Genomic DNA, 26,512 nt, shown 5'->3' on the forward strand with positions numbered 1-26,512 from the left:
GGTTTCCCGCCCGGAGACGCAGGAGAGGGGATGCCGCGGTCGCGGCATCCCCTCTCCAGAGGTGTGCGTCGGAATTACTTGACGGCGGCCTTCAGCTTCGAGCCCGCGGTGACCTTGACGCGCTTGCCCGCGGGGATCTTGATCTCCTCGCCGGTCTGCGGGTTGCGGCCGGTGCGAGCCGAGGTGGCGACCTGCTCGAACGCGATCCAGCCCGGGATCGAGACCTTGCTGCCGGCGGCGACCGCGTCGGAGACGGTGGAGAAGAGGGAGTCGAGCACGCCCGAGACGGCGGACTGGCTCTGGCCGGTCGCGCTCGCGATGCTCGCGACGAGCTCGGTCTTGGTGATGGTCTTGTCGGCCATTTGGTATGTCCTCCAAAGACGACGACTGCCGTCTTGTCATTTCTCGGACCGGTTGGCTTCGCCCCCCGGCTGGTCCTATCGACCGGTCCCGAATGTACCTGAACTGGCCGACAGAACCGCGTATTTCTGCGGATTTCTGCCGATTAGGACCGCGTGTCGTGTGAAAAGAGTGACAAATGTGACTCGTGAGCCTCGATTACGCCGTCAGCGTTCAGCCTTGTGGGCGGCGATGAGTTCGCGGGCGGTGCGGGCGAACGCCGGGCCGACCCGGTCCTGGCCGTCGAGATAGCCGCCGACGAGCGCCGCATCGCGCAGCAGGACGAGGGATGCGGCAACCCCTTCGGGATCGCGCAGCCCCGCTCCCTCGGCCAGTTGCCGCAGGGTGTCGCGGAACCACTCGCGGTGATCGGCGATGAGCTCGCGCACCGGACCTTGATCGGGATACTCGGCGGCGGCGTTGATGAAGGGGCAGCCTCGGGTGTGCCGGTCGCGGATGTCCTGCTCTATGCCCGCGACCACGAGGTCCAGCAGCACATCCGGGTCGCCCCCGGCCTGTGCCGCCTGCGCGAACAGCGCCCGGAGGCCCTGGTCCTCCCCCTCGAGGTAGGCGAGCACGAGGCCCTCCTTGCCTGCGAACTGCTTGTACATCGTGGCCCGCGTGACGCCCGCCTCATCGATGATCCGGTCGACTCCCACCGAGTGGATGCCCTCGTTGTAGAAGAGCTGCGTCGCCGCCTCCAGCAGCCGCTGACGCGCGGGCGACGGTTGGGTTGCCGCGTGGGACGCGGCGGTGGTGGTGCTCATGGATCCCCCTCAGGTCCTTCCATCGTGCCACCGCTTCTCGGCCCTGACCGGGCTCGGGAGCAGGGCGCGAATCGTGCTCCGGAATCTTTTCAAGATTCTCTGGGAATAGTCTTGCATAGATAGAACGTTCGGTCTACCATCGGATGCATCAGCCGGAGACACACCAGGATCCGGAACCTGAGACCACGACCGACACCACCGCACGACACACCTGAGGAGCAGGAAATGAACACCACGACCAAGACCCCCATCGTCCTCATCCACGGCCTCTGGATGACCCCGAAGAGCTGGGACACCTGGGCGGAGCGCTTCCGCGCCGCCGGCCACCAGGTCATCGTCCCGGGCTGGCCCGGCATCGACGACCGCACGGTCGACGACATCCGGAACAACCCCGAGGCGCTCAAGGGCATCGGCCTGAAGCAGATCGCCGACAACTACGAGCGCATCATCCGCCAGCTCCCCGCGAAGCCGATCATCATCGGCCACTCCTTCGGGGGAGTCCTCACCCAGATGCTCGCCGACCGCGGCCTCGGCGTCGCATATGTCGGCGTGGCCCCCGGACAGACCGCCGGCGTCACCGCGCTGCCGCTGTCCACCCTGTGGACCGGCACACCGATCCTGTCGAACCCGTTCGGCATCAACGGCGCCAAGCCGCTCTCGAAGCGCCACTTCCACTTCACGTTCGGCAACGACCTGCCGCGCAGCGAGTCCGACAAGCTCTGGGAGGAGTATGCGGTCAACTCCTACAACCGGGTCTTCTTCGAGGGCGTGTCGTCGGTGCTCAACGAGAAGGGCGGCGTCACCCACGTCGACTACGGCCGCACCGACCGCGCGCCGCTGCTCGTCATCACGGGTGAGATCGACCACGTCGTGCCGCCGGCCATCGGCAAGGCCATCGTGAAGAAGTACCAGAAGACCGGCAGCCCCGCGATCGTCGAGTACAAGGAGTACGCGGGACGCACCCACCGCCTGGTGAGTCAGGACGGCTGGGAGGAGATCGCGGACTACGCCCTTCAGTGGGCGACCACCCACCAGGTGCGCGAGACGGCTGAGGCTCCCGAGACGGAGGCGGCGCAGTAGACGGATGCTGCGCCCCCGCGCCGCGCCCACAGCACCCGGTCGTCGAGCTCCCAGTCGCATCTGGTGGTTCGGCGGTCGGGTGGTGTCCCGGCCGGTGTCCGCGGTGGGACGCAGAGGCCCGGGGTTCTTCCGAACCCCGGGCCTTCGCCGTGTCTCAGACGTGCAGCCGCCTCAGCGCGGTGACGACGTCATCGTGCCAGCGCCGCGCGGCGGGGAGGACGGCGAGGAAGATCGGGGTGTCGTGCGTCACGCCCTGGTAGCGCACAACGCTCGCGTCGACGCCGGCCGCGCGCAGCGCCGCGCCGTAGGCGTCGCCGTCACCGCGGAGCGGGTCGTACTCGGCCGTGAGGATCACCGCCGGCGGCAGGCCCTCGTGCGACGCGGCCCGCAGCGGCGACGCGTAGGACTCACGGGCTCTCCGCTGAGACGGCAGGTAGGTGCGGGCGACCGAGCGCAGCTCGCGGACCGCGATGAATCGAGGGATGCCGAGAGCCCGGGTCGCGCTCAGATCGAGGTGCGCCCCCGTGAGGTCGACCACGGGCACCTCGAGCACCTGGAGCCGGAGGTCCGCCCCGCCGCGATCGCGGTTCATGAGGGTCACTGCAGCGGCGATGTTGCCCCCGGCGGAGGTGCCGAGCACTCCGATGCGCGCCGGGTCGATGCCGAGTTCCTCCGCCTGCGCGAACAGCCACTGCAGCGCCGCGTACCCCTGCTCCACGGGCACGGGGTACTGGTGGTCGGGCGCGAGGGCGTAATCGACGGCGGCGATCGCGACCTCGGCGTCGACGGCACGACGGCGGAATCCGGCATCCGTCGTCGGATAGTCGATCCCCCCGATGCGGAACGCGCCGCCGAAGAACGCGAGCACGGCGGGCACCGGCGCGCCGGCCGCCTCGGACGGGAAGTAGATGCGCACGCGCACTGACGGGCGGCCCGGCACGTCAACGCGGTGCTCGGCGATGCGCACCTCGGGGCCCGCGACCCCCACAGTGCGCAGCTCCGTGCGATCCCATGCGAGCGCGGCGCGGCGCTTGCGCGCGCGGGCCTGAGCCCGGGGACCGAGGGTCGGCTTCTCCGGCTTCTCCGGCTTCTTCGTGCGCTGCTGCGAACGCGCCTCGACGGTGGAACCCGTCGCCTCGGCGGTGCTCGGCGCGCTCGCCTCGGCGGCCGCGGTCGGCGCGGCGACGCGCGGGAAGGGCCAGAGGGCGGCGAGCCGCGCGCGCATCGACCCCGTGGCCTTGTCGAGCAGGTACTTGCGGTGCACTCTCAGGCGCTCGTCGAAGAACGGATCCAGCCGCATGATCCCATCCTCGCGCGGCCGGCCGCGGCCGTACGGCGCTTGACAAAGCGCAAGGCCCGGAGTTCCGAGGAACTCCGGGCCCGAGAAGACCGGGCCTACTCGCCGGACTCCTGCGCCAGCTTGGCGTCGAGAGCCGCCCCGACGTCCGCCGGAGTGGCCTGGCCCTGCGCCATCAGCTGGATCTGCGCGACCAGCTCGGTGTACAGCGCATCCTGGTACTTGGGCCACGAGATCATCGGCAGGTAGAACTTGCCGTCGAGCAGCGCCTGGAACGGCACCTCGAGCGACTCGTCGATCGTCGGGGTGTAGTTCGACGTGGTCGTCATGTCGTTCGTCTGCTCCTGGAAGATGCGCACGCCCTCCTCGCTGGCCAGGAACTCCAGGAACTTCTTCGCGGCCTCCGGCTCCTTGGCGGCCGTGTTGATGGCGTAGCCGGGCGACGCGGCGCCGGTGAAGAAGGGCTCGCCGCCCTCCTGGGGCACGCCGGCGAACGTGAAGTCGATGTCGGGGTTCGCCTCGCGGATCGTGCCGACATCCCACGGGCCGGTCGTGATCATCGCCACGCGGCCGCCGACGAACTCGTCGCGCACCTGGTCGCCGGTGAGGCCGACCATGTCGGGGCTCAGGACGCCGTCCGCGATCAGCTCGTCCCACGGGGTGAGCGGGTCGGTCCAGAGGTCCTCGAAGGTGGACTCGCCCGCGAAGATCTGCGCGTCGACGTCGCCGCCCTGCTCGAAGTTCGCGAGGCCGACGGCAGAGCCGAGCGACGTCGGGAAGCCCTGCCACGACTCGAGGAACGGCACCACGCCCGCGCTCTTGAGCGTGGTGAGCATCTCGACGAAGGAGTCCCAGTCCGTGGGGAACTCGTCGTAGCCGTGCTCGGCGAGGAGGTCCTCGTTGTAGAGGATGCCCGATGCCCAGGACGAGATCGACAATCCGTACGCCTCGCCGCCGGGCCCCGCGTACGTCGCCGTGTTGAACTCCGACGCGACGTCCATGAACGGCTCGTCGCTGAGGTCCTCGACGAAACCGCCCTCGATGAGGTTCGTCTTGTTCTCGGCGGCGATGAGGAACACGTCGGCGGCGGTGTTGGAGCCGAGGCGGTTCTGCAGGGTGGAGATGTACTCCGCGACCGGCGGCGCCGAGGAGAACTCGATGCGGATATCGGGGTTCTCCTCCTCGAACGCCTCGATCACGGGCGTCATGGTCTCCTCGTTCGACCACGAGAAGAAGGTGAGCACGGTCCGGACGTCGGCGGGTGCGCCCGAGCAGCCCGCCAGTGCCACGGCGGTGGCGAGGGCGGCGGCGCCGGCGGCGATTCGGATCGACGTGCGGGCGGAGGGCAAGGTGTGCGTCATTGCTGTGCCTTTCGGTTGTTGGATCGTTACAGGTTGCGGAAGCATCCGCGCGTACCGCCGTGCGAGCGGTGCATCTCAGCCCTTGACGCTTCCCGCGATGAGGCCGCGCACGATGTGGCGCTGCATCGCGAGGAAGAAGATCACCATCGGGATCAGGACGATGACGCTGAGCGTCAGGAACATCGGCCAGTCGGTCGTGAACTCGCCGACGGCCTTGTAGGTCTGCAGGACGAGCGTCTGCTTCTCGGTCGAGCTGATGAAGACGACCGGCAGAAGGAAGTCGTTCCAGACCCACATCGTCTGGAAGACGCCGACCGTCACGAGGATCGGCCGGATGAGCGGGAGGGCGATCCGCCAGTAGATCTGCCAGGGGCCGGCGCCGTCGATGCGCGCGGCCTCGATCACCTCGCCGGGGAGCGTCCGCATGTAGCCGACGATGAGGAAGTAGCAGAACACCGCCCCCGCGGAGTAGAGGATGATGAGCCCCTCGAGGGTGTCGACGAGGCGCGCGTCGCTCAGCAGCCGGTACAGCGGGATCAGGGTCACCTGGCCCGGCACGAGGAACGCGATCACCAGCAGCACGACCATGAGCCGCGATGTGCGCATGATGACCGAGAACGCCGCCATCGAGCCGATCAGCAGCATGAGCAGGATCGAGACGACCGTCACGTACAGCGTGTTGAGGAACGCCTGCGCGACGGGGACCTCCGTGAACACGCGGATGTAGTTGTCGAGGTTGAAGGTGGTCGGCAGCGCCAGCGGAGACGCCGTGGTCTCGGCCTGTGTCTTGAGGGTGTTGATGACGAGGTAGTAGAACGGCAGCCCCACCAGCACGGCGAGCGGGATCATGACGAGGCTCGTGACGATCGCGCCCGGGCGCGACAGCACCCGTTCGCGACGGCGCACCTTGGTGGAGGAGACGGATGCTGCGGGCGCAGCGGCTTCGCGGACGCTCATGAGAACCTCCCCTCGAGGCGGCGCGAGAGGAAGAGCTGCAGCGCGACGATCGCCCCCACCGCGATCATGAAGATGACCGCGAGCGCGGACGCCTGCCCGTACTTCGCCTGCGAGACGCCGTTCTGGATGATCGTCTGCGTGATCGTGAAGGTCGAGAAGCCGGGGCCGCCCTTGGTCAGCGTGATGGGCAGGTCGTAGACCTTGAGCCCGCCCGTCATGAGCAGCAGCCAGCTCACGGTCATCGCCGGCAGCAGCAGCGGAAGCGTGATGTGGAAGAAGCGCTGGAGTCCCGACGCGCCATCGATGCGTGCCACCTCGTAGTAGTCGCCGGGGATGGACTGCAGGTAGGCGAGGTAGAGGATCGCGTGCCAGCCGGTCGAGGTCCACACCGCGACCGCGATCACACTGATCTGAGCGAGCGTGCTGTTGGACAGCCACGGGATCGGCCCGATGCCGGCGATCGACATGAGCAGCGAGTTGAGCGCCCCCGATCCCAGCGGGTTGAGGATGAAGCCCCACACCAGCCCGAGGATCGCGACCGACGGGATGGCGGGGAAGAAGAAGATGGCGCGCACCGCGTTGCGACCGAAGAACGCCCGGTCGAGGACGACGGCGAGCGGGATCGCGAGGGCCGTGATGATGATCGTCGTGGCGAGCGTGAACAGGATCGTGAAGCTGAGGCCCGCCAGCATCGACGGGTCGGTGAAGACGTTCGCGTAGTTGCGGAACCCGACGAACCGCGCGTCGGACGAGTACCCGTTGAAGTCCGTGAAGCTCCACCACAGCGACTGCGCCAGCGGAATGGCGAACAGCACGATGAACACGATGATCATCGGCACGAGGAACAGGCTGATCCGCACCCGATCGGCGCGGTAGACGGGGCCGTGGCTGCCGACCGGCTGGCGCAGCCATCGCGACATGCGCCTTCCCGCCGTCACGAGGACCCGTGTGTCGGTCTGCGGCCTCTCTTCGATGAGTGTCACGTGATCTCCTTCGACCAGCGGAAGTGGACTGAATGCTACCTGTATCGTTACAACCGGTCTAGAGCCGGTACCGAACCCTCATGACGAGCTCACCCGGTCGACTCGCGCGCGACCACGCGGAACCCGGTGACGTGCTCCCTGGGCTGCCAGTCCGGCGCGTCCGCCAGACGGGCGAGCAGGAGGTCGACGGCGAGCCGGGCGACCTCGTCGTGGTCGGGGTCGATGGTGGTGAGGCTCGGCACGCTGTACCGGGCCTCGAGGATGTCGTCGAAGCCGACCACCTTCACGTCGCCGGGGACCGAGACGCCGCGATCGGCGAGCCCGCGGATCACACCCAGCGCGACGGTGTCGGTGATGCACACCACTCCGTCGACACCCCTGCCGCCGTCGACCAGTCCATGCGCGGCGAGGCGTCCGGACTCGGACGACAGCTCGTGCAGCTCGACGACGAGCGCAGGGTCCGGCTCGATGCCCCGCTCGGCGAGCGCCCGACGGTATCCCGCATGACGCAGCGATGTGACGCTGAGGCGGCTCACGTCGTCGCCCTCGACCATCGCGATGCGCCGGCACCCCCGGTCGATCAGGTGCATCGTCGCGGCGTACGTGCCGTCCTCGTTGGGCAGGGCGATGTGGTCCACCGGCGAGTCGAAGACGCTCTCGCCCAGGATCACCATCGGCACGTCCGTCGTGAGCAGATCGCGGTCGGCGGTGCCGAGGCCGACGGCCGAGAGGATGAGTCCGTCGTACATGCGGGTGCGCGACGAGACGATGGCCGACAGCTCGTTCTCACGGTCGGCGCCGGTCTGCTCGATCACGACGCGGTATCCCGCGTCCTGCGCCTTCGCGATGACGCGCGCCGCGAGCTGGGCGAAGTACGGCCGGTCCACCTCCGGCACGGCGAACCCGATCGTGTTGGTGCGCCCCGCGCGCAGGTTGCGCGCCGCGACGTTCACGCGATAGCCGAGGTCGTCGATCGCCTTGAGCACGCGCTCGCGCGTCTCCGCCCGCACGTGCGGGTGCTTGTTGAGCACGTTCGACACGGTCATCGGCGAGACGCCGGCGGCCTTGGCGACGTCGTGCAGGGTGGCCATTGCTGAACTCTATCCGTGGGCCGTCCGCCCAGCCGTCAGGCCAGCTCCAGCGACACCGTCGCGAACGAGTGCGCCGGCAGCGTGACCCGCAGCGTGCCGCCCTCGAGCTCGGTGTCCAGTGCGATCGGGGCGACGGCATCGGGCGCCTCGGCAGTGTTGTGCGCGGCGGCGGAGTCGCCGGTGAGCACGCGGGCCGTTGCGGACGACACCGTACGGCCGCGCAGGTCGACCTCGATGGACAGGGATGCCTCGGCGTCGAGGTTGCTCAGCGAGAGCAGCGCCGTCGAGCCCGTCGTGCTGGCCGATGCCGACACCACCTGGAGCGATCGCCCGTCCGCCTCGCGCGTGTCGGGGGCGTCGAGGACGTGGACGGCGAGCGACGTCGCATCGTGGTGGCCGCGGTTCATCTCGAACACGTGGTACGTCGGCGTGAGCACGAGGGCGCCGGTCTCAGCATCCGTCAGCAGCATCGCCTGCAGGACGTTCACCGTCTGCGCGATGTTGGCCATCACGAGGCGGTCGGCGTTGCGGTGGAACGCGTCGAAGTGGACGGCCGCCACGAGCGCGTCGCGCACGGTGTTCTGCTGGTACAGGAACCCGGGGTTGGTGCCCTCCTCGACGTCCCACCACGTGCCCCACTCGTCGAGCACGAGCCCGACCTTGCGGCCGGGGTCGTACGCGTCCATGATCCGGGCGTGCGCGCTGATGACGCGCTCGATGTCCTGCGCCTTCGACATCGTCGCGTAGTAGTCCTCGGTGGAGAACGACGTGGCGCTGCCCTTGTGCTCCCACGTGCCGGCGAGCGTGTAGTAGTGGAACGAGATCGCCTGGAAGATGTTCTTCGGGTCGCGCTGGCAGCCGAGGCAGCTGAGAGCCTCCATGAGCGCCGTCGTCCAGGTCACGTCGTCATCGGACGCGCCGGCGGCGATGCGGTAGAGCTTGTTGTCGCCGTGGTCGCGGCAGAAGGTCGCGTAGCGACGCGCCTCGGACGCGAACTGCGGGGCGGTGAAGTTGCCGCCGCAGCCCCAGGCCTCGTTGCCGATGCCCCAGAACGGCACCTTCCACGGCTCGTCGCGGCCGTTCTCGCGGCGCAGGCTCGCCATCGGGCTGTCGCCGTCGCGCGTCAGGTACTCGACCCAGTCGCTCATCTCCTGCACGCTGCCACTGCCGACGTTGCCGCTGACGTACGCGTCGGCGCCGAGCATCTCGCACAGATCCATGAACTCGTGCGTGCCGAAGTGGTTGTTCTCGACGACGTCGCCCCAGTGGGTGTTGACCATGCGGGGCCGCGACTGCTTCGGGCCGATCCCGTCGCGCCAGTGGTACTCGTCGGCGAAGCAGCCGCCCGGCCAGCGCAGGTTCGGGATGCCGATGCCCTTGAGCGCCTCGACGACGTCGAGCCGGATGCCGCGCTCGTGGGGGATCGACGAATCCTCGCCGACGTAGAAGCCGCCGTAGATGCAGCGTCCCAGGTGCTCGGCGAAGTGGCCGTAGAGGTGGCGGCTGATGATCGGACCGGGGACGTCCAGGTCGACGACGGCGCGGGCGCGGAGGTCGGGCACGGGTTTCTCCTTCGAAACATCGGGCGAAGCGATTTGTAACGATACACACCCGCGTGTTCGATGTCGAGAAGAAATGCAGAAGGCCCGGAGTTCCGAGGAACTCCGGGCCTTCGGCGAAAGCGGATGCTTACCAGCTGGACTTGGTCACGCCGGGCAGCTCGCCACGGTGCGCCATGTCACGGAAGCGGACACGCGAGATGCCGAACTTCGTGAGGACACCGCGGGGGCGACCGTCGATGACGTCGCGCGAGCGCAGGCGGACCGGCGACGCGTTGCGGGGCAGCTTCTGCAGGCCCACGCGAGCGGCTTCGCGCTCCTCGTCGGTCGACGTCGGCGAAACGAGCGCCTTCTTCAGCTCAAGGCGCTTGGCGGCGTAGCGGTCGACGACCTCCTGGCGCTGCTTGTTGCGCGCGATCTTGCTCTTCTTAGCCATGGATCAACGCTCCTCTCGGAAATCGACGTGCTTGCGGATGACCGGGTCGTACTTCTTGAGCACGATGCGGTCGGGGTTGTTGCGGCGGTTCTTGCGCGTGACGTAGGTGTAACCCGTGCCCGCGGTCGAACGCAGCTTGATGATCGGACGGACGTCCTGTGCCTTCTTGGCCATTAGAGCTTCACACCCTTCGCCTGGAGGTCACGCACGACCGCCTCGATGCCGCGAGCGTCGATGACCTTGATGCCCTTGGCCGAAACGTTCAGCTTGATGTTGCGACCCAGCGACGGAACGAAGTAGGTCTTCTTCTGCACGTTCGGGTCGAAGCGGCGCTTCGTCCGGCGGTGCGAGTGCGAGATGTTGTGACCGAAGCCGGGAACTGCTCCAGTCACCTGGCACACTGCTGCCATAGTGATGTCTCCTTAGTACCGTGAAGCCGGACGGCTTCACCCAAGATCCCTTGTCTGCACCCCGCGCCGGATCCGGCCGGTGAAGGCCCGCGAACTGGTGTGGGATACGTACTGCGTGCTGGAGGCGCGCAGACAAAGAGTCAGTCTAGCACGGACGGATGCTGCGCCCCGCCGGCTCCCACCGGCGCTGGGCATGCCGCATCCCGGCGGTCAGGCGGTGAGCGTGTAGCGCGACTTGCCGGCGAGGCGTGGAGTGCGCTGGGCGTCGATCCACGGCGGGGGAATGAGCCACACCTTCGCATCGATGCCGAGACCGTCGACGCGGATCTCCCACCCGTCGGCATGGAGCCGATGGTGACACCCGGTGCACAGCAGGACGCCGTTCTCGAGGTCGGTGCGCCCGCCGTCGCGATCCCACCATTCGAGGTGGTGCCCGTGGCACCACGCCGGTGGCGCCCCGCAGCCGGCGCATCCGCCGTCGCGCTCGCCGAGCGCGAGCTTCTGCGCCGGGGTGAAGAGGCGCTTCGCGCGCCCCCAGTCGAGGATCTCACTGTCACCGCCGAGCACGCACGGGATGATCTGCGCATCTGCCGCCAGGCGGCGCAGCGCGGACGCGGGGATCGGCTGGGCGATGCCGTCGATCGTCGCGGCGCCCGTGCCCGCCTCGAGATCTGCGAGGTCCATCCGCACGACGACGGTCGCGGTCACCCCAGTGGGCACCCGGTCGCACCCGATCGCGTGGCGGCAGAGGTCCGCGAGCGCATCCGCCTGCATCTGCCGAACCGATCGCGGGTCTCGGTCGACCTCGTCGGCGTGTTCGTTGCGGCGCAGCGCATCGCCGACGAGCGCGTCGAACGCCGCCTTTACCGGCGCTCCCGTCTCCGGGTCGAGCTTGCCGGAGATCACCAGCATCCCGTCTCGCTCCTGAATCTGGAGGGTCCGCTCGGAGACGAGCTGCTCGTGTCGCGGCTCGACGCCGTCGGGATCGAGGTGCGCCCCGGCGCGGGCCAGGAGCTTGCCGAGCTCGTCGGGGCGCAACCCCGGAGCCAGCCCCACGAGCTGCCGCTCTGCTTCGTCGAGCCGGGCCGCATCGACGCGCACGGCCAGCCGGTCGAGCAGGCTGATGATCGCAGCGGCCGGCGTCATGCCGATCCCGCCGCCCGCCACCGCCTCGGCGACATGCGGGCGCTTCGCGGGCAGCGCCTCACCGGTGAGCGACACCCGAGGCGCGGTCGCCTCACCGACCTGCACGATGCGCACCGCCTCACCGACGCTCGTGCCGGTGGTCGTCGAGATCAGCACCGCGGGCGATGCGAAACCCTGCTTCTTCGCGAGCGAATCCTTGCCGAGCTCTCGGCGCGACTGCCGCGAGATCTCGGCCGCTACGGGGGCGAACGCGGCATCGACATGGCGCTTCAGCGCACCGAATGCCTGGTTCACCGCCACGAGCTCAGCCGGCGTCAGAGCGCCGGCAGGACGGCCGCCGCCCGCGGTCGTGAGTGCGCGGAGCGCCTCCGCGATGCCGTCGAGCGGTGTTGCTTTCATGGCTCGACCTTAGAACATATCTACGACATCGAGATCACCCTCTGGAACCAGCTGAGAATGGGGGCCTTTCGGCGTCGGCACCCGCCCCTCGTGCCCCTTCTTAGCGCGGCCCTGTCCCCGCGATACCCCTCCTCAGCGCTGCATTCCGCCACGGGAATGCATCGTCGGGGTTGCTCCAAGACGGCGGGCGCCGGTGGCGCGCCGCATTGTGCGCCCCTACAAAATCCCGCACCGCACCGCATTTCGGGTGGACCATGTCGTCAATCCCGGGAGAGGGGATGGACATGAGCGCAACGCACGACGACGGACCCCTGTGGCCTGCGTCTCCGTTCGATCTCGCCGACGCGCACCGGTGCCCGTCGTGCTTCACCGCCGTCACCGCGCGGGTATGCCCCGCGTGCGGCTTCGCGCTGACCGACCCGGGCGCCCCGCGCGTGCTCGAGCTCGGCCGCCAGATGCTCACGCTGGAGCTGTCGCGTCAGCAGCTGATGGACGAGATCCGCCTCGCGCACGCGACGGCTCTGGTCGCGAAAGCCGTCCCCACGCCCCCTCCAGGCGCCGCTGACGCGTCGCCCGGAGCCTCCGGGCGCGTGGGCCCAGCTGCGCCCGCAACGCTCGCAGGCCCGCCGGAGCTCGTCGCGGCCGAGGCCGGCGCCGGCGCCGGCGTGGCCGTGCATCTGGCGCCCGCGGCCGACGCGATGCTCAGCGACTCGGCGCCGCCGACCGGCGCCATCGCCGTCGTGGCCCAGCCAGCGGCGGAGGGGGCGTCCCTCACAGCGCCCGACGCGCTCGAGCTCGTCACCGTGCCGGAGTCCACCACCGCGGCGCCCGCGACGACGGCATCCGAGATCGTGGTGCCCCCGAAGCCGCCCGCACCGGCCGCTTCGGCGCCGCAGGGGCCTGGTGGGCCGTCCGCACCCGTCGCGGTGGCGGCATCCGCTCCCCGCCGCCGGCTCACGGTACCGGTGCTGCTGCTCATCGTCGGCGTGTCGCTGGTCGGCATCGCCGCCGTGTTCTTCCTGCTGCTCGCGTGGTTCTACGCCGACATCGGCGTGCGCGCGCTCATCATCGGCGGCATCACACTCGCGACGATCGCGCTGGCCTCGTGGCTGCGCCGCCGCGATCTGGGGGCGACGGCCGAGGGCATCGGCGCGCTCGGTGTGGGATTGCTCGCGCTGGACGCGTGGGCCGTGCGGGCGAACGACCTGTTCGGCACCGGGTCGACCGACGCCGCTCTGTATACGGGGTTGTCCGCTCTCGTCGTCGCGGTGATCTGCCGCCTGTGGGCGCGAGTGTCGCATCTACGCGGACCCGACCTCGCCGCGTCGCTGGCACTGCCCGCGGGCCTCGGATTCCTCGTGGGCGGACTGACGTCGCTGCCGCCCACGGAAGCCCTCACCGCCGGCCTGCTCGGCGCCGCCGCCGGCGGGCTGGTGCACGCGCTTCCGGCGCCTTGGTCGTCGGCGCGGCGCGGCGAGGACCACGCGGCCGAGCGCCTGGTGCTCGCGCTCAGCGGGGTGGGTGCCCTGGTCGGTGCGGGTCTCACCGCGGCGTTCCTGACCGCGGACGCACTGCCGGTCGTGATCTGGTCGAGCATCGGGCTCGTCGTGCTCGGCGCCGCGCACGCGTGGCTCGCCCATCGGCCGGTCGACGGCGCTCGCTTGCCCGCCGCCGCCGTGGTCTCGGGCGTCGCCTCGGTGGTCGCGACGGCGGCTGCGGGTCTCGCAGGCTGGCAGCTCGCGCTGCGCAGCAACCTCCCGGTCTACGGCGTGCTGGTCGCCCCCGTGCTCGCCGTGCTCGTCGCCGTCGCCATCGACGTCGTGCGAAGCCGACGCGGCACACCCGCATGGGTGCCTGCGGCGATCGCATCGGCGGTCGTCGCCGGGCTGTCGATCGTCGCCGTGGCGCTCGGCTGGGGCGTGCAGGCCATCACCGTCATCGGCGCCTCCTGGACGGCGTGGCGCACGGATGCCTTCGCCGTGCCTGTCGAGGCCCCCGAGGCCCCGCTGCTCGCGGTGATCGCCGCCGTCGTCATCACAGGCCTGCTGTTCGCCGCTCCCACACTGGCCCGCCCCGTGCTGCGCGAGCTCGTGCCGGTGGTGACTACGATCCTGCTGCTGGTCGCGGGCGCGCGCACGGCGGTGCCCGGCGTGCTCGTCGGGGTCTCCGTCGCGCTGGTCGTCGTCACTGTCGTCGTCGTTGCGATCCTGCGGAACCGCGATCGGCGACGCGCCGATGACGCCGGCGCCGCGCCGGAACCCGACGCCGGCCTCATGGCGCGCGGAGTCCCGCTGGGGTATCTGCTCGCCGGCGGGGTCGCCGCCGCGACCGCCTACGCGGGCGGGGTGGCGACGCCGTGGCTGTGGCTCGTCGGGGTCGCGGTCGCGATGGCGTACCCGATCGCGCTGCGGCTGGCCCTGCGGCCGATCGGGGTGGCAGCGGTGGCGGCGGCACTCGCTCCGGTGGCCGTCGCCGCCCTGTCGACTCCGCTCGCTGCGGGGGCGACGTCCGCGGTGACAGGACTGTACGGCGAGGCGACGCCCGTCATCGCGGTGCTGCTGCAGTGGGTCGCTCTGGCGACGCTGGTCGCGGCCGTCGCTCTCCCGGTCGAACAGGCGAGCCGCACCGGGCTGGCCGCAGCCGCCGAGGTCCTCGCCGCGATCGGGCTGGCGGGCACCTTCTCGGCGGTGGCGGTGAACCCCGCCGCCCTCTCCGAGAACGCGTTGCTCACCGCGATCGGCGAGCCCGGTCTCGGCATCGCGCGCGGCGCGCTGCTGCTCGCAGGTCTCACGATCGTCGCCTTCGGCCTCACCCGCATCTCCGGGGTGCCCACGATCCTGGCCGCAGCCCTGACGGCGCCCGTCGCCGCCGCGACGGCGTACGACGTGCTCGGCACCCTCGAGCTGCGCTCGACGGACTGGGCACCGCTCGCCCTCACTGCCGCCGCAGTGGTCGTGCCGCTCGTCTCGGCGGCCACCGTGTTCCGCCGCCGCGCCTCCGACGACGTTCCACCTGCCCCCGTCTCGCAGTGGCCCGCCGACATCGCCCCCGCCCCTCCGCGACCTCGCCCGGCGGATCGAGTGTTCCGCAGGCTCGCCGCCGATCTCGGCGCGGCCCTCACGGTGCTCGTCGTGGTGTGGCCGGTGGCTCCTCTGCTCGTATGGGCCGCACTCGCGATCATCGCCGTCGGCTTCGCCGCGGCATCCGTTTGCCGCGGGTGGGTGGGGACGATCGCGGCGGATCCCGCCGACGATCGCTTCGCGACGACGCGCAACGGGATGCCGCTCCTCGACGCCCCGCGCCGGCTGCTCACGTGGCCGGCGGTCGTCGCGGCGATCGCGGCGTGGTGGACGTGGCTCGACGCCGGCACCCCCGACACGTACTACACGGTGGAGTCGTACGTGGTGCCGTCCGCCGTGGTGCTCGTGGTGTTCGCCGCTCTGCTGGCGCGGCTGCGCCGCCGCGTCGAGGCGACCATCGCCCTCGCCGGCGGTCTCGCGCTCGGGCTGTGGACGCCCGCCGTCGAGGGGTGGAGCGGGGACCCGCTGCGCGGTGTGGTCATCGCCCTCGTCGCGGTGGCGGTGTGCCTGGCACTGTCGTTCACGCCCGTCCGCAGCATCCGTCCCGCCGCTCCTCTCGGAGCCGCCGTCGCGGTGATCGCGATCGGGCTGGTCGCCGTCGAGCGCGCCTTCGAGGGGCCCGACTGGCAGGTGCTCTGGCTCGTGCTGCTGGTCGCCGTCGCGTACGCATCGGGCTGGGGCGCGACCCTCGCCCGGCCGAGCCGTCTCGCGTCCGGGCTCTACGCACTCATCGTGCCCCCGGCCGCCCTCATCGCGGCGCTCGTCGCGATCGTGCCGCTCGCCGACGAGCCGCGCATCGTCGCCGGGACGATCATCATGCTCACCGCACTGCACCTCGCCGCCGCGGGGCTGAACCGTCTCCCGCTGACCGGCACGACCCGCTGGATCTCGCTCGCGGGAGCCTTCGCCGTCGGCGGCGCGGGCTGGTTCCTGGGGGCGGCGACCCAGGTCGAGGCGGTGTCGCTCCCCGTCGCCGCGATGTGTCTCATCGGAGACGTGCTCGGCATGCTCCGTCGTCGACGGGCCGGCGATGTCTGGCCCGGAGCGGAGGGTCCCGCGTGGATCGTGGGTCTGGTGCTCGCCACCGCGCCGAGCCTCCTGGTCGCGGCCGAGCCCCTGCGTGCATGGGCGTACATCGTGCTCACCCTCGCGGCGGCGGCCGGAGTGGCAGCGCTGCGCGAGCCCGCGCGCGAACTCGTCGCCGCGGCGGCCGTACCGGCGCCGGTGCAGGTCACCGCGCCGCCGGCGCCCGCGAGGGGCGCGGTACCGCCCATCCCGCCCGGGCCGTTCGCGACGAACGCCCCGTCCGCGCAGCTCTCCGCCTACGCTCCGCCCGCGGGATCGCCCGTGCAGCCCGCCGCGCCGCCGGCCGTCGCGCCCGACGCAGCCGTCGCGGCGTCCGTGCCCGACGCAGCCGTCGGGCCGTCCGCCCCGCGGACGCCGCGGTTCGTGGACATCTGGTCGCTGCGCACCCCGACGGCGATGCTGCTCGGATTCGCCGCCGTCCTCATGGGGCTGCGCGGGCTCGTCCCGCCGGCCCTCGAGGGCGACGCCGCCGCGGCGATCGTCACGGGCCTCGGCGTCGTCGCGGTGGCCGTCCTGCTCACGGCGCGCGCAGCGGCGGATGCCGCCCGCGGCGCGGCCGTCCTCGCCGGCGCCGGGACCGTCCTCCTCGTCGCGATGTCGCTCACACGCCCCGAGGCTGATCTCGTGCTCACGACAGTGACCGCCGTCGTCGGCGGGGTGCTCGGCGTCGCGGGCGCCTCGGTGCTGGGTCTGCGGCGCTGGGCGCCGCTCGGCGGCGTGCTCGCCGTCGGCGGACTCGTCGTCGCGATGGTCGCGTGCGGCGTGCGATTCCTCGAGATCGCACCCGCGGGCGGGCTCGAGCCCGACCTCTGGGCGGTGGCGGGTGCCGGGATCGCCGGCGCGATCGCGCTGGCCGCGCTCCGCGCGACGCCGTCGCGCGCGGTCGGCCTCACCGCCGGCGCGGGCTTCGCGGTCGCATCGGTGCTGTTCGCCCTCGCCGAGCTGCAGCTGCTGCTCGTGCAGCAGACGGGCGACGACCTCCGCACCGCCGCGGTGATGTCGGCGCTGACGGCGGCCGCCGTCGTCGGCACGGCCGCACGCGCCCGGCTCGGACTGGCCCTCGTGATCGCGGCCGCGATCGCGGGCGCGGGCTTCGGCATCCTGGCGCTCACGGTCGGGGACGTGCGTCCCATCGAACTCGTCACGGTGCCGCCGGCGCTCGGCGGCATCGCGTACGGAGTGCGCACTCTGCGCCGCGAACCGGCGTCGCGCACGTGGCCGGCCCTCGGCCCCTGGCTGGCGCTGCTGACCGTGCCGTCGCTGCTGACCGACTTCGCGGGGTCCCCGTCCGGCGTGGACGTCGAAGCGGGGTGGCTGGGCCAGCCCGAGCTCTGGCGCGTCGTCTCGCTCGGCGTCGTCGCGATCGCGATGGTGGTGGTCGGCGCGATCTATCGGCTGCAGGCCCCCCTCCTGCTCGGCTCGGCGGTGCTGGTCGTGCACGGGGTCGCCCAGCTGTGGCCGTGGATCTCCACCACGTACGTCGCCGTGCCGTGGTGGCTGTGGCTCGGCCTGGGCGGCGCGCTGCTCATCTTCATGGCCGCCCGCTACGAGAAGAACATGAAGGCGCTGCGCACGACCGTCGTCGCGGTCACGTCGCTTCGCTGACCTCGCGCGCGCCGCGCCCCCAGCGGAACGGCGACACGGTCGGCTCGCCGGGGACCCAGTATCGCCACGGGAACACCGCGGTGCCGGCCACGCCCGCGACGCCGACACGCGGCCCCGACGCCACCTCCGCGAGCGGGTCGGTGAGCAGCTCCAGTCGTGCCGTGGCGCCGTGCAGCGGCGCACCGGTGATCGCGTCGATTCCGTCATGCAGCGGATGCCGCAGCCCCACCGCGTCGCCGAACCGGCCGGGTCCGCGCGCCAGGTCGCGCGGTGTGCGGGCCGCAGGTCGGCGGCGGGTCGCAGCATCCGCCCCCTCGATCACCTGCCCCGCTCGCAGCAGCACGCCGCCGGCGACCCCCTCGGGACCGCACACGACGTTCACGCACGAGTGGATGCCGTGGCTGAGGTACACGTACAGGTGCCCGGGTTCGCCCCACATCGTCGCGTTGCGCGCGGTCCGTCCCATGCGTGCGTGAGAGCCCGGATCGGGCACCGGTCCGGTGCCGCGGCCGTGGTACGCCTCGACCTCGGTGAGCCGCACCGCCACCGTCTCACCCTCGACCACGGTCGTCAGACGGGCCCCGAGCAGGCGCGGCGCGACGTCGGCGGGAAGACCCTGCAGGTCGGCTCGGGTCGCCGCACGCCACACGTCCCGCGCCATGGGCCGAGTCTACGACCGCGCGTCGTGGCCGCGATGGGGTCGGCGAAGCCCCGCCGCCGATACTGTTCGCCCATGGGCAAATGGTTCGTGCTGATCCTGCTGAGCGTGTCGCAGTTCATCATGGTGCTCGACAGCACGGTGATGAACGTCTCGATCTCGACCGTCGCGCATGACCTCGGCACTGACATCTCGGGCATGCAGGCCGCCATCACGTTCTATGCGCTGACGATGGCGGCATTCATGCTCACCGGCGGCAAGCTCGGCGACCGCTGGGGCCGCAGCATGGCCTTCCGCATCGGATCGGTCGTCTACGGCATCGGTTCGCTGACCACCGCGCTCGCGCCGAACCTCACGGTCCTGATGCTCGGCTGGTCGCTCGTCGAGGGTCTCGGCGCGGTGCTCGTCATCCCCGCGATCGCCGCCCTTGCGGCGATCAACTACACCGGCCGCGAACGGGTGGTCGCGTTCGCCGTGCTCGGCGCTGTCACCGGTGGCGCCGCTGCGGCGGGTCCGCTCATCGGCGGTCTCGTCACGACGTACTCGTCGTGGCGGTACGTCTTCGTCGCCGAGGCGGTCGTCATGACCCTCGTGCTCATCGTGTCGGGCCGTATCAAGGACGTGCCCGGCGACCGCCAGCTCCGCATCGACCTGCTGAGCGTCGTCCTCTCCGCCCTGGGCCTGGGCCTGCTGGTCTACGGCATCCTGCAGTCCAAGACGTGGGGCTGGTTCCAGCCGCTCGACCCACCCGTCATCAACGGGCAGCCGTTCGCCCCGCTCGGCATCTCGCCCGTCGCCTATCTGATCCTGCTGTCGATCGTCGTGCTGTGGCTCTTCGTGAAGCGGCAGCAGCAGCTCGAGCGGAGCGGCCGCGTTCCACTGCTGAAGGTGAGCCTGCTGCGCAACACGGCGCTGCGCAGCGGCCTGACGATGTTCATGGCCCAGTACTTCGCGATCGCCGCGCTGTTCTTCGTGGTGCCGGTGTACCTGCAGACGATCCTCGGCTACGACGCCCTGCAGACGGGCCTGAAGATCCTGCCGCTGTCCCTCGGGCTTATCCTGTTCTCGATCCTCGGGTCGCGGCTGTCGACCGTGCGCTCCGCCCAGAACATCGGCCGCATCGGACAGCTCACGCTGGGCCTCGGGGTGCTCGTGGTGTTCCTCGCGGTGCAGCCCGAGCTCGCCGATTGGGCCTTCGCGGCCGGCATGTTCGTGGTCGGCGCCGGCTTCGGCCTTCTCGCCTCACAGCTCGGCAACGTCAATATGTCTGCCGTTTCGCAGTCCGACACGTCCGAGGTCGGGGGCCTGCAGGGCACGTTCCAGAACCTCGGCTCCTCGTTCGGCACGGCGATCGTCGGCTCGGTGTTCATCCTGCTGCTCACGTCGGGCTTCACCGCGGCGGTGCAGCAGAGCACGACCATCCCCGACGACATCCGCTCCCGGGTCGTCGCGACCGCCTCGAAGGGCGCGCCGATCATCTCGCAGCAGCAGGCAGAGGACCTGTTGACGGATGCCGGGGCCGACCCCGAATCCGCCACCGAGATCGCACAGCTCTACGCCGACACGCAGGTCGAGTCGCTGCGGCAGTCGCTGTTCTTCGTGTTCGCCCTCACCGTGCTCGGGCTCATGCTGTCGAGCGGTCTGCCCTCGAAGCTCCCCGACCCTCCGGTCAGCGGGGCGGCACCTGGCACCACGAGATCGAGGAGCCGTTGAGGGCGACCACGGGGTCGCCGTCCGCCACCTCGAGGATGCGCGTCTCGGGGCGCTTCGGCAGTGGGTGCTGATAGGTGTCGTAGGAGTTCGTCACCGCGTCGGGCGCCACGAGCACCGCGAGGTAGCGGGCGCTGGGCGACACGCACACCTGGATGACGGCATCCGTGTCGGCGATCTCGGTGAGCATGCTCGTCGCGCCGTCCGCGCCGACGTGGGCGACCGAGGTGCGCCCGGTCGGGACGCCGTCGGCGCCGAGCACAGCTGCCGTGCGGATCGTCGAGCCGTCGGGGAGGGGCGTGACCGAGGTCGTGCCGCCGAGGTCGGTGTCGGGCGCGACGAGGTCGGCCTCGCTCGCGTCGGTCAGGTCGATCACCGTAGCCCGGTCCACCCGATCCACGACAGCCTCGCTCGAGCCGCGCGCGATGCCCTCGATCGTCATCGCGTCACCGAGCGCGGTCGGCGCGCCGCTCGCGCTTTCCGATCCGGTGAGCAGCAGCGAGCCGTCGAACGAGAGCAGCAGGATGCTGTCGGTGTCGGGCACGAACCGCCACTCGGCGACCCGGGGGTCGGCGCCTTCGACCTCGATCGCCGCCGGATCGGTGTCCGGGTCGCTGAGCGACGCGGTGTAGAGCCGGCTCTCGCGGCCGGAGTCGGCGGTGAGCTGCGCGTCCGAGAACGTGTAGCCGATGCGCTCACCGCGGTCGGCGGTCTGCAGGTTCGACACATACCCGTCACCGGGGAGCGGGAGCTCGTGGGCGTTGTCGCCGTCGAGGTCGGTGACGATGAGCCCGGCCTGGTCGTCGTCGGTGCGCACCGAGACGACGAGGTGCTGAGCCGTCGCGCGGAAGTCCTCGATGTGCGCGTGACGGAACACCGGCACCGCGTTCTGCCCCGTGAGGTCGGTGCGGTAGATGAGGTCGCCCGAGTTCGTCCCACGCTGCATGAGGAACAGCTCGGTCGGCGGGGTGCGGAAGGTCTGGGTGATGGTCGCCGTCGGGCCGCCGCCGAGCGACTCGACGCCGTCGATGGTCACGGTGTACTCGGTGTCGTCCCACAGCGGCAGTACGAACCGCACGCCGACGCTCCGCCCCGACGTGTCGACGACGAATGGCGTCTCGGGGGTGATCGTCACCTGCGACGGGTCGACCTCGGCGAGCGACTGCGTGGTGGTGACGATGAGGCGAGCGCCGGATGCTGCGGCCGCCGCCTCCGGATCCACGGAGGCCTCCGTCACCCGCGGCCCCTGCGCGACGCTCGCGGCCGCTCCGGCGAGCCCGAGCACGGCGAGCACGCCCACGACGATCGCGAAGGCTCCGACGAACGCGCGGCCCCGACGACGCCGGGACCGCGAACGACGTGACGTCCCGTCAGTACTCATACGGGTCCTCGGGCTCGGCGATCTCCTCGACCGCAGCCGCATCGACCACGAGCTGCCCGTCCGACGAGGAGCGCACCGTGCCGGTGATCGCGACCCACTGCCCGGTGTCGGGCGCGCTCGCGCCGGTCACGACGGGCAGGCTCGCGGGCTGCGCGTCGATCACGCAGTGCGTGATGACCAGACGCGTGAGATCGAATGCGCCGTCCTCGCCCGGAGTCACGAAGCCCGTGAGCTCGACCGTCTCGCCGTCGAAGGCGTCGGGGTTGGTGGCCGTCGCGAACACCGTCGCCCACTCGCCGACGCCGAACGAGGCGGTGTCGCCGGTCGAGGCCAGCTGGATCGTGTCGGCTCCACCGAACAGCGGGGTGGCCCCGACGTCGCGCGACATCGCGAGCTCGGCGCTGAGGGAGGCCGGCGGCAGCACGAGGGTGAGCACGACGACCCCGGATGCCGCCACCCCGCCGACGACGGTGGCCACCACCGCCGCCGGGTGCCGCACGTGCTCGTGCTCGTGCTCGTGAGTCGCCACGACACGCCGGACGGTCGGGGCGTCGCCCGGCGTGTTCTGGCGAGTCGAGGAGGTCTGGGGCGCGAGGGCGCCGTGGTCGTGGCCGTGGTCGGCCTCGGCGCCGAGCGGCAGGGCGAACGACGCCACCGCCCCGATCAGCACGAAGACCGACATCGACACCGCGAACCACGTCGAGTCGGGGTTGATGTACAGCCCCAGCCGCCCGGTCACCGCGAGGGAGATCGTGAAGACGGCGAGGGCCGCGGCGAGCCCGACCCCGAGCCACCGCGTGCCGACGAAGCCTGCCCTACGCAAGGAGGTTCACCGCCGTCCCGATCGCGAAGGCCGACAGCACGACCACGACGACGATGCCGCCGAGCGTGCGCCACGTGAACGTCGTGCGCATGAGCGCGAGCATCTTCACGTCGACGAGCGGCCCGACCAGCAGGAACGCGACGATCGACCCGGGCGTGAACGTCGAGGCGAACGACAGCGCGAAGAACGCGTCGACGTTCGAGCAGATCGACACCACCATCGCCAGCGCCATCATCGCGACGATCGACAGCGCCGGGTTCGCGCCGATCGCGAGCAGCGCCTCGCGCGGGATGAGCACCTGCACCGCACCCGCGAGCGCGGAGCCGATGACGAGCGCCGGCATCACCGCGCGCAGCTCGATCACGAACTGGGCGAGCGTGCGCCGCCACCTGCCACCCGGCTCGTGCACCACGAGCTCGCACGTGTCGCGGAAGCGGTCGGTGAGCAGTGCGTCGGGGGACGGATGCCGCGAATACAGCCATCCGATGAGGTTCGCGATCGCGTACCCGCCGACCAGGCGCGCGACGAGGATGCCGTCGCTGAAGCCGAACGCCTGGTGCGTCGTGATGATGACGATGGGGTTCGCGATCGGCGCCGCGATGAGGAAGGTGAGCGTCTCGGGCACCGAGAATCCGCGCATGAGGAGGCCGCGCGCGAACGGCACGTTGCCGCACTCGCACACCGGGACGATCATGCCGAGCAGCGACAGCACGGCGCGTCTCGCCCACCCGCGCCGCGGCATCCACCGCTCGATGACACCCGGGGGCACCCACACCTGCACGACGATCGACAGCACCACGCCGAGCGCCACGAACGGCAGCGACTCGATGAGCACGCTGATGGCGAGCGTCAGGCCGTCCTGCGCGCGGGTGGGGAGCGACGCCGGGAACAGCGTCGGCGCGAGCCAGTCGATGAGGAAGAGGCCGGCGATGACGGCCACGCCGACGCCGAGCCAGAGCAGGGTGCGGGCCTGCGCGGATGGCTGCGGCGCAGCATCCGGTGCAGATCCGTGGCGATGGCTCGGCGAGCCGGCCGGGGATCCCCGTCGAAGGCCGGGGTCAGTGCGCGTCACGCTGGGCATCCCGGGCGGCGGCGCAGTTCGCGCAGAGCCCGAAGATGTCGACGACGTGTTCTGCGTCGCGGAATCCGTGGCGCTCGGCGGTGCGCTGGGCCCACTGCTCGACATCCGTCGCCTCGATCTCGACGGTCAGTCCGCAGGAGCGGCAGATCAGATGGTGGTGGTGGCCGGTGCTGGAGCAGGCGCGGTAGAGCGCCTCGCCCTCGGGGCTCTGCAGCGAATCGGCCTCGCCCTGGGCGGCGAGCCCGGCCAGGGCGCGGTACACCGTGGCGAGTCCGATGCCGGTGTTGTCGTCGCGGAGGGTGGCGTGCAGCGACTGCGCGCTGACGAATCCGCGGGCGTCCGACAGCGCTTCGCGCACGCGTTCGCGCTGCCACGTGTTGCGCTGGGCCATGGTGGCGAGTCTACCGAGGGGTCCTGTGCGTCGCCCGGGCGCGGGTCACGCCGCGACCCTCGTGACGCGGTCCCGGCGAGCACCCACGACGCGGCAGACGACGTAGATCAGGAACGAGATCGTCGTGATGTACGGGCTCACCGGGAGGGTGCCCATGATCGCGAGCAGGATGCCGCCCACCGCCGAGACGAAGCCGAACAGGGCCGACAGGAGCGGCACCGACAGAGGCCCCGAGACGATGCGCATCGCGGCGGCGGCGGGGGTGACGAGGAGGGCCATCACGAGCAGCGCGCCGATGATGTGGACCGCGACGGCGACGATGAGGCCGAGCAGCAGCATGAATCCGAGCGACACCGCCGTCGTCGGCACGCCGCGCGCGGCGGCCGACTGCGGGTCGAGCGAGTCGAACCGCAGCGGGCGCCAGATGAGCAGCAGGCCCAGCAGCACCACCGCGCCGATGCCGATGAGCCAGCCGAGCTGCCCGGTCTGCACCGACACGATCTGGCCGGTGAGCAGGCTGAACCGGTTCGCGCTGCGGCCGTCGTAGAGCGAGAGGAACAGGATGCCGAGACCCAGCCCGAACGGCATCAGCACGCCGATGATCGAGTTGCGGTCGCGGGCTTTCGCCCCGAGCACGCCGATGATGGCAGCCGCGATGAGCGAGCCGACGATGGACCCGGTGACGACGTCCCACCCGATGAGGAGCGCCGCCGCGGCGCCTGCGAACGACAGCTCGCTGATGCCGTGCACGGCGAACGCCATGTCGCGCTGCATGACGAAGACGCCGACGAGTCCGCCGACGAGCCCGAGGATCGCGCCCGCCCACACCGAGTTCGACACGAGTGCGAGGATCTCGCCGTAGTAGGGCAGCCCGCCGAACATCGCGTCCGCGATGTCGTTCCAGTTCATGCGTCGGCCCCGTGGTCGTGATGGTGATGGGATGCCTCGGCATCGGGCGCGCCGACCACCACGAGCCGGTCTCCCGCACGCAGCACGAAGACGTGCGCGCCGTACAGCGCCGTCAGGACGTCCGAGCGGAGCACCTCCTGCGGCGTGCCGAGGGTGAACCGCCCGTTCGCGATGTAGAGGATGCGGTCGACCTTGCCCAGGAGCGGGTTGATGTCGTGCGTGACGAGCAGGACCGCGGCATCCTTCTCCCGGCGATGCCGGTCGATGAGGCCGATGACCGCCTGCTGGTTGGCGAGATCGAGGCTCGTGAGCGGCTCGTCGCACAGCAGGAGCCGCGGGTCGTCGGCGAGCGCCTGGCCTGCGCGCAGCCGCTGCTGCTCGCCGCCCGAGAGGAGGCCGACGGGGCGGTCGGCGAAGTCGCGGGCGCCCACCGCATCGATCAGTGCGTCGACGCGCGCGCGGTCGCCGCGGCGCGGGATCGGGAAGCCGAAGCGGTGGCCGTCGACCCCGAGAGTCACGAGGTCACGGCCCCGCAGAGACGTGTCCCGCGGAAGCGGGCGGGCCTGCGGGATGTAGCCGATGGTGCGGCTGCCCTTGTGTGTCACCCGCTCGCCCTCGACGGTGATCTCGCCGTTCGAGAGCGGCTCGAGGCCGAGGATGGCGCGGAGGAGCGTCGTCTTGCCGGATCCGCTCGGCCCGAGTACCGCGACGAGCTCGCCGGCGTGGACGTCGAGGTCGAGCCCCGCCCAGAGCTCGCGGTCGTCGCGCTGGAGCGCGGCATCCCGGATGCTGAGGATGACGGGCCGTGAGCCCGCGGCGGCCGGCGTCACGCCTGAAGCGCCCCGTTCAGCGCCTCGATGTTCGCCTGCATCCACGAGATGTAAGTCTCCCCCTCCGGAACCGTTTCCGAAAACGCGATCACCGGGATGCCGAGCCCGTCGGCCTCGTCGACGATCTCCTGCGTCTCCGCGCCGCCGGTCTGCGTGTTGGTGATGACCACGCGCAGGTCGCCGCCCTTCACGAGCGCGAGGGATTCGAGCAGGGTCGCGGGCGCGACATCCTGTCCCTCTTCGACGGCCTCGCTGAACTTCTCGGGCGTCGCGTTCTCGAGGCCCGCCGCCTCGAGGAGGTACACCGGCACCGGCTCGGTGACGAAGACCTTCTCACCCGCGTGTGCGGCCGAGATCTCGTCGAGCGACGCCTCGAGCCCCTCGACGTCGGCGGAGAACGCCTCGGCGTTCGCAGTGAAGGTCTCCGCGTCCTCCGGGCTCAGCTCGCCGAGCTCGTGGGCGATCGCCTCTGCGACGTGCGCGATCGTGTGCGGGTCGTACCAGACATGCTCGTTGAAGCCCTCGACGTGCTCGTGATCGCCGTGGTCGTGGGCGTGGTCCTCGGCGTCGTGGGCGCTCTCCTCGTCGTGGCCGCCGTTGTCCGGCCAGTCGTGCGAATACTCGACCGCCGTGACGACCGGTGCGTCGGTGCCGCTGGACTCGATGAGCGCGTCGATGAACGCGTCGTAGCCGCCGCCGTTCTCGAGCACGAGGTCGGCCTTCGACACGGCGAGCTGGTCGCGCGCGCTCGGCTCGAACGAGTGCGGATCCTGCGACTCGTTCGTCACGATCGACGTGACCTCGACGAGGTCGCCCCCGATCTCCTGCGCGATCTGCCCGTACACGTTGGTCGACGCGACGACTGCGATCTTGCCGTCGCTCGTGTCGCCCCCGGCGGCTGTCCCCGCGCACCCGGCGAGGACGAGTGCGGATGCTGCCGTCAGGCCGAGCACGGGGAGAGAACGTCGCAGAGGGGTCATGCATCCGACTCTAACGCTAATGAGAATCGTTCTCAAATCTCCCCTTTTTCCCCACCTGTCGGAGTCCGATATTTATTTACCGTTCAGTACGGA

At 70.9% G+C, this 26,512-nt stretch carries 23 protein-coding genes; 3 read left to right on the forward strand and 20 right to left on the reverse strand.

The features are described from left to right. Positions 1-74: 74 nt before the first annotated feature. Both J2Y46_RS03970 and J2Y46_RS03975 read right to left on the reverse strand, forming a co-directional pair. Positions 75-362: an HU family DNA-binding protein gene (locus J2Y46_RS03970; protein WP_045301792.1), complete on the reverse strand. Its 288-nt coding sequence runs from the start codon at positions 360-362 to the stop codon at positions 75-77. Between the two features lie 204 nt (positions 363-566). Next, a complete protein-coding gene (locus J2Y46_RS03975; protein ID WP_045301795.1) occupies positions 567-1,166 on the reverse strand; it encodes a TetR/AcrR family transcriptional regulator in 600 nt (199 codons plus the stop codon). 225 nt (positions 1,167-1,391) lie between these two features. Between J2Y46_RS03975 and J2Y46_RS03980 the strand changes: the two genes are divergently transcribed. Then, positions 1,392-2,246, forward strand: a complete 855-nt coding sequence (locus J2Y46_RS03980) for an alpha/beta hydrolase (protein WP_310240382.1) — start codon at positions 1,392-1,394, stop codon at positions 2,244-2,246. Between the two features lie 154 nt (positions 2,247-2,400). Here the strand turns inward: J2Y46_RS03980 and J2Y46_RS03985 are convergent, their stop codons facing one another. From J2Y46_RS03985 to J2Y46_RS04030, 10 genes are all read right to left on the reverse strand, one after another. Further along, on the reverse strand, positions 2,401-3,546 hold the full coding sequence (locus J2Y46_RS03985; protein WP_045301799.1) for an alpha/beta hydrolase: 1,146 nt from the start codon (positions 3,544-3,546) through the stop codon (positions 2,401-2,403). A 95-nt stretch (positions 3,547-3,641) separates the two neighbouring features. Beyond that, the gene (locus J2Y46_RS03990; RefSeq protein WP_310240384.1) at positions 3,642-4,904 is read right to left on the reverse strand and encodes an extracellular solute-binding protein; all 1,263 of its coding nucleotides are present in this window, start codon (positions 4,902-4,904) and stop codon (positions 3,642-3,644) included. Between the two features lie 75 nt (positions 4,905-4,979). Then, the gene (locus tag J2Y46_RS03995; protein ID WP_084695742.1) at positions 4,980-5,861 is read right to left on the reverse strand and encodes a carbohydrate ABC transporter permease; all 882 of its coding nucleotides are present in this window, start codon (positions 5,859-5,861) and stop codon (positions 4,980-4,982) included. Next, positions 5,858-6,844, reverse strand: coding sequence for a sugar ABC transporter permease (locus tag J2Y46_RS04000; protein ID WP_310240386.1), 987 nt, complete (start codon positions 6,842-6,844; stop codon positions 5,858-5,860). The genes J2Y46_RS03995 and J2Y46_RS04000 overlap by 4 nt, the downstream gene beginning before the upstream one ends. Before the next feature lie 89 nt (positions 6,845-6,933). Further along, entirely contained in the window at positions 6,934-7,935 is a 1,002-nt protein-coding gene (locus tag J2Y46_RS04005; RefSeq protein WP_045301803.1) for a LacI family DNA-binding transcriptional regulator, read from the reverse strand. 35 nt (positions 7,936-7,970) lie between these two features. Beyond that, complete coding sequence (locus J2Y46_RS04010; RefSeq protein ID WP_310240389.1) at positions 7,971-9,497, reverse strand: alpha-L-arabinofuranosidase C-terminal domain-containing protein; 1,527 nt, start codon at positions 9,495-9,497, stop codon at positions 7,971-7,973. Positions 9,498-9,624: 127 nt separating this feature from the next. After that, complete coding sequence (gene rpsN, locus J2Y46_RS04015; protein ID WP_018173549.1) at positions 9,625-9,930, reverse strand: 30S ribosomal protein S14; 306 nt, start codon at positions 9,928-9,930, stop codon at positions 9,625-9,627. Positions 9,931-9,933: 3 nt separating this feature from the next. Beyond that, a complete protein-coding gene (gene rpmG / locus J2Y46_RS04020; RefSeq protein ID WP_018173550.1) occupies positions 9,934-10,104 on the reverse strand; it encodes a 50S ribosomal protein L33 in 171 nt (56 codons plus the stop codon). Further along, positions 10,104-10,340, reverse strand: a complete 237-nt coding sequence (gene rpmB, locus J2Y46_RS04025) for a 50S ribosomal protein L28 (RefSeq protein WP_013584774.1) — start codon at positions 10,338-10,340, stop codon at positions 10,104-10,106. The genes rpmG and rpmB overlap by 1 nt, the downstream gene beginning before the upstream one ends. A 210-nt stretch (positions 10,341-10,550) precedes the next feature. Continuing rightward, entirely contained in the window at positions 10,551-11,885 is a 1,335-nt protein-coding gene (locus J2Y46_RS04030; protein WP_310240392.1) for a DUF222 domain-containing protein, read from the reverse strand. A gap of 284 nt (positions 11,886-12,169) precedes the next feature. Here J2Y46_RS04030 and J2Y46_RS04035 point away from each other — a divergent pair, with 284 nt between their 5' ends. Continuing rightward, entirely contained in the window at positions 12,170-17,656 is a 5,487-nt protein-coding gene (locus tag J2Y46_RS04035) for an SCO7613 C-terminal domain-containing membrane protein (RefSeq protein ID WP_310240393.1), read from the forward strand. On the opposite strand, the gene J2Y46_RS04040 is transcribed toward J2Y46_RS04035, so the two are convergent. After that, positions 17,640-18,317: a DNA-3-methyladenine glycosylase gene (locus J2Y46_RS04040; RefSeq protein WP_310240394.1), complete on the reverse strand. Its 678-nt coding sequence runs from the start codon at positions 18,315-18,317 to the stop codon at positions 17,640-17,642. The genes J2Y46_RS04035 and J2Y46_RS04040 overlap by 17 nt on opposite strands. Positions 18,318-18,389: 72 nt before the next feature. Between J2Y46_RS04040 and J2Y46_RS04045 the strand changes: the two genes are divergently transcribed. After that, positions 18,390-20,027, forward strand: a complete 1,638-nt coding sequence (locus tag J2Y46_RS04045) for an MFS transporter (RefSeq protein WP_310240396.1) — start codon at positions 18,390-18,392, stop codon at positions 20,025-20,027. Here J2Y46_RS04045 and J2Y46_RS04050 read toward each other — a convergent pair. From J2Y46_RS04050 to J2Y46_RS04080, 7 genes are read right to left on the reverse strand one after another with little or no spacing between them, the layout of a single operon-like run. Further along, positions 19,984-21,405, reverse strand: a complete 1,422-nt coding sequence (locus J2Y46_RS04050; protein WP_310240397.1) for a hypothetical protein — start codon at positions 21,403-21,405, stop codon at positions 19,984-19,986. The genes J2Y46_RS04045 and J2Y46_RS04050 overlap by 44 nt on opposite strands. After that, positions 21,395-22,228 carry a TIGR03943 family putative permease subunit gene (locus J2Y46_RS04055; RefSeq protein WP_310240398.1) on the reverse strand — a complete coding sequence of 278 codons (834 nt, stop codon included), beginning with the start codon at positions 22,226-22,228 and terminating at the stop codon, positions 21,395-21,397. The genes J2Y46_RS04050 and J2Y46_RS04055 overlap by 11 nt, the downstream gene beginning before the upstream one ends. After that, entirely contained in the window at positions 22,221-23,300 is a 1,080-nt protein-coding gene (locus J2Y46_RS04060; protein ID WP_396653145.1) for a permease, read from the reverse strand. Before J2Y46_RS04060 ends, J2Y46_RS04055 begins: the two co-directional genes overlap by 8 nt. Next, on the reverse strand, positions 23,287-23,700 hold the full coding sequence (locus tag J2Y46_RS04065) for a Fur family transcriptional regulator (protein WP_045301826.1): 414 nt from the start codon (positions 23,698-23,700) through the stop codon (positions 23,287-23,289). Before J2Y46_RS04065 ends, J2Y46_RS04060 begins: the two co-directional genes overlap by 14 nt. A gap of 45 nt (positions 23,701-23,745) precedes the next feature. Then, entirely contained in the window at positions 23,746-24,609 is an 864-nt protein-coding gene (locus J2Y46_RS04070; protein WP_310240399.1) for a metal ABC transporter permease, read from the reverse strand. Then, entirely contained in the window at positions 24,606-25,439 is an 834-nt protein-coding gene (locus J2Y46_RS04075) for a metal ABC transporter ATP-binding protein (RefSeq protein WP_310240400.1), read from the reverse strand. Before J2Y46_RS04075 ends, J2Y46_RS04070 begins: the two co-directional genes overlap by 4 nt. Continuing rightward, positions 25,436-26,419, reverse strand: a complete 984-nt coding sequence (locus J2Y46_RS04080; protein ID WP_310240401.1) for a metal ABC transporter solute-binding protein, Zn/Mn family — start codon at positions 26,417-26,419, stop codon at positions 25,436-25,438. The genes J2Y46_RS04075 and J2Y46_RS04080 overlap by 4 nt, the downstream gene beginning before the upstream one ends. Positions 26,420-26,512: the final 93 nt, after the last annotated feature.

Origin of the sequence: Microbacterium sp. BE35 (assembly GCF_031457705.1) — a bacterium.
In the GTDB taxonomy this organism is placed as follows: Bacteria; Actinomycetota; Actinomycetes; order Actinomycetales; family Microbacteriaceae; genus Microbacterium; species Microbacterium trichothecenolyticum.

Excerpts from the sequence above, each read along its gene's own strand:
- J2Y46_RS03970 (WP_045301792.1), bottom strand. The coding sequence starts at position 362 with ATGGCCGACAAGACCATCACCAAGACCGAGCTCGTCGCGAGCATCGCG.
- J2Y46_RS03975 (WP_045301795.1), bottom strand. The coding sequence starts at position 1,166 with ATGAGCACCACCACCGCCGCGTCCCACGCGGCAACCCAACCGTCGCCC.
- J2Y46_RS03980 (WP_310240382.1), top strand. The coding sequence starts at position 1,392 with ATGAACACCACGACCAAGACCCCCATCGTCCTCATCCACGGCCTCTGG.
- J2Y46_RS03985 (WP_045301799.1), bottom strand. The coding sequence starts at position 3,546 with ATGCGGCTGGATCCGTTCTTCGACGAGCGCCTGAGAGTGCACCGCAAG.
- J2Y46_RS03990 (WP_310240384.1), bottom strand. The coding sequence starts at position 4,904 with ATGACGCACACCTTGCCCTCCGCCCGCACGTCGATCCGAATCGCCGCC.
- J2Y46_RS03995 (WP_084695742.1), bottom strand. The coding sequence starts at position 5,861 with ATGAGCGTCCGCGAAGCCGCTGCGCCCGCAGCATCCGTCTCCTCCACC.
- J2Y46_RS04005 (WP_045301803.1), bottom strand. The coding sequence starts at position 7,935 with ATGGCCACCCTGCACGACGTCGCCAAGGCCGCCGGCGTCTCGCCGATG.
- rpsN (WP_018173549.1), bottom strand. The coding sequence starts at position 9,930 with ATGGCTAAGAAGAGCAAGATCGCGCGCAACAAGCAGCGCCAGGAGGTC.
- rpmG (WP_018173550.1), bottom strand. The coding sequence starts at position 10,104 with ATGGCCAAGAAGGCACAGGACGTCCGTCCGATCATCAAGCTGCGTTCG.
- rpmB (WP_013584774.1), bottom strand. The coding sequence starts at position 10,340 with ATGGCAGCAGTGTGCCAGGTGACTGGAGCAGTTCCCGGCTTCGGTCAC.
- J2Y46_RS04030 (WP_310240392.1), bottom strand. The coding sequence starts at position 11,885 with ATGAAAGCAACACCGCTCGACGGCATCGCGGAGGCGCTCCGCGCACTC.
- J2Y46_RS04035 (WP_310240393.1), top strand. The coding sequence starts at position 12,170 with ATGAGCGCAACGCACGACGACGGACCCCTGTGGCCTGCGTCTCCGTTC.
- J2Y46_RS04040 (WP_310240394.1), bottom strand. The coding sequence starts at position 18,317 with ATGGCGCGGGACGTGTGGCGTGCGGCGACCCGAGCCGACCTGCAGGGT.
- J2Y46_RS04045 (WP_310240396.1), top strand. The coding sequence starts at position 18,390 with ATGGGCAAATGGTTCGTGCTGATCCTGCTGAGCGTGTCGCAGTTCATC.
- J2Y46_RS04050 (WP_310240397.1), bottom strand. The coding sequence starts at position 21,405 with ATGAGTACTGACGGGACGTCACGTCGTTCGCGGTCCCGGCGTCGTCGG.
- J2Y46_RS04065 (WP_045301826.1), bottom strand. The coding sequence starts at position 23,700 with ATGGCCCAGCGCAACACGTGGCAGCGCGAACGCGTGCGCGAAGCGCTG.
- J2Y46_RS04070 (WP_310240399.1), bottom strand. The coding sequence starts at position 24,609 with ATGAACTGGAACGACATCGCGGACGCGATGTTCGGCGGGCTGCCCTAC.
- J2Y46_RS04080 (WP_310240401.1), bottom strand. The coding sequence starts at position 26,419 with ATGACCCCTCTGCGACGTTCTCTCCCCGTGCTCGGCCTGACGGCAGCA.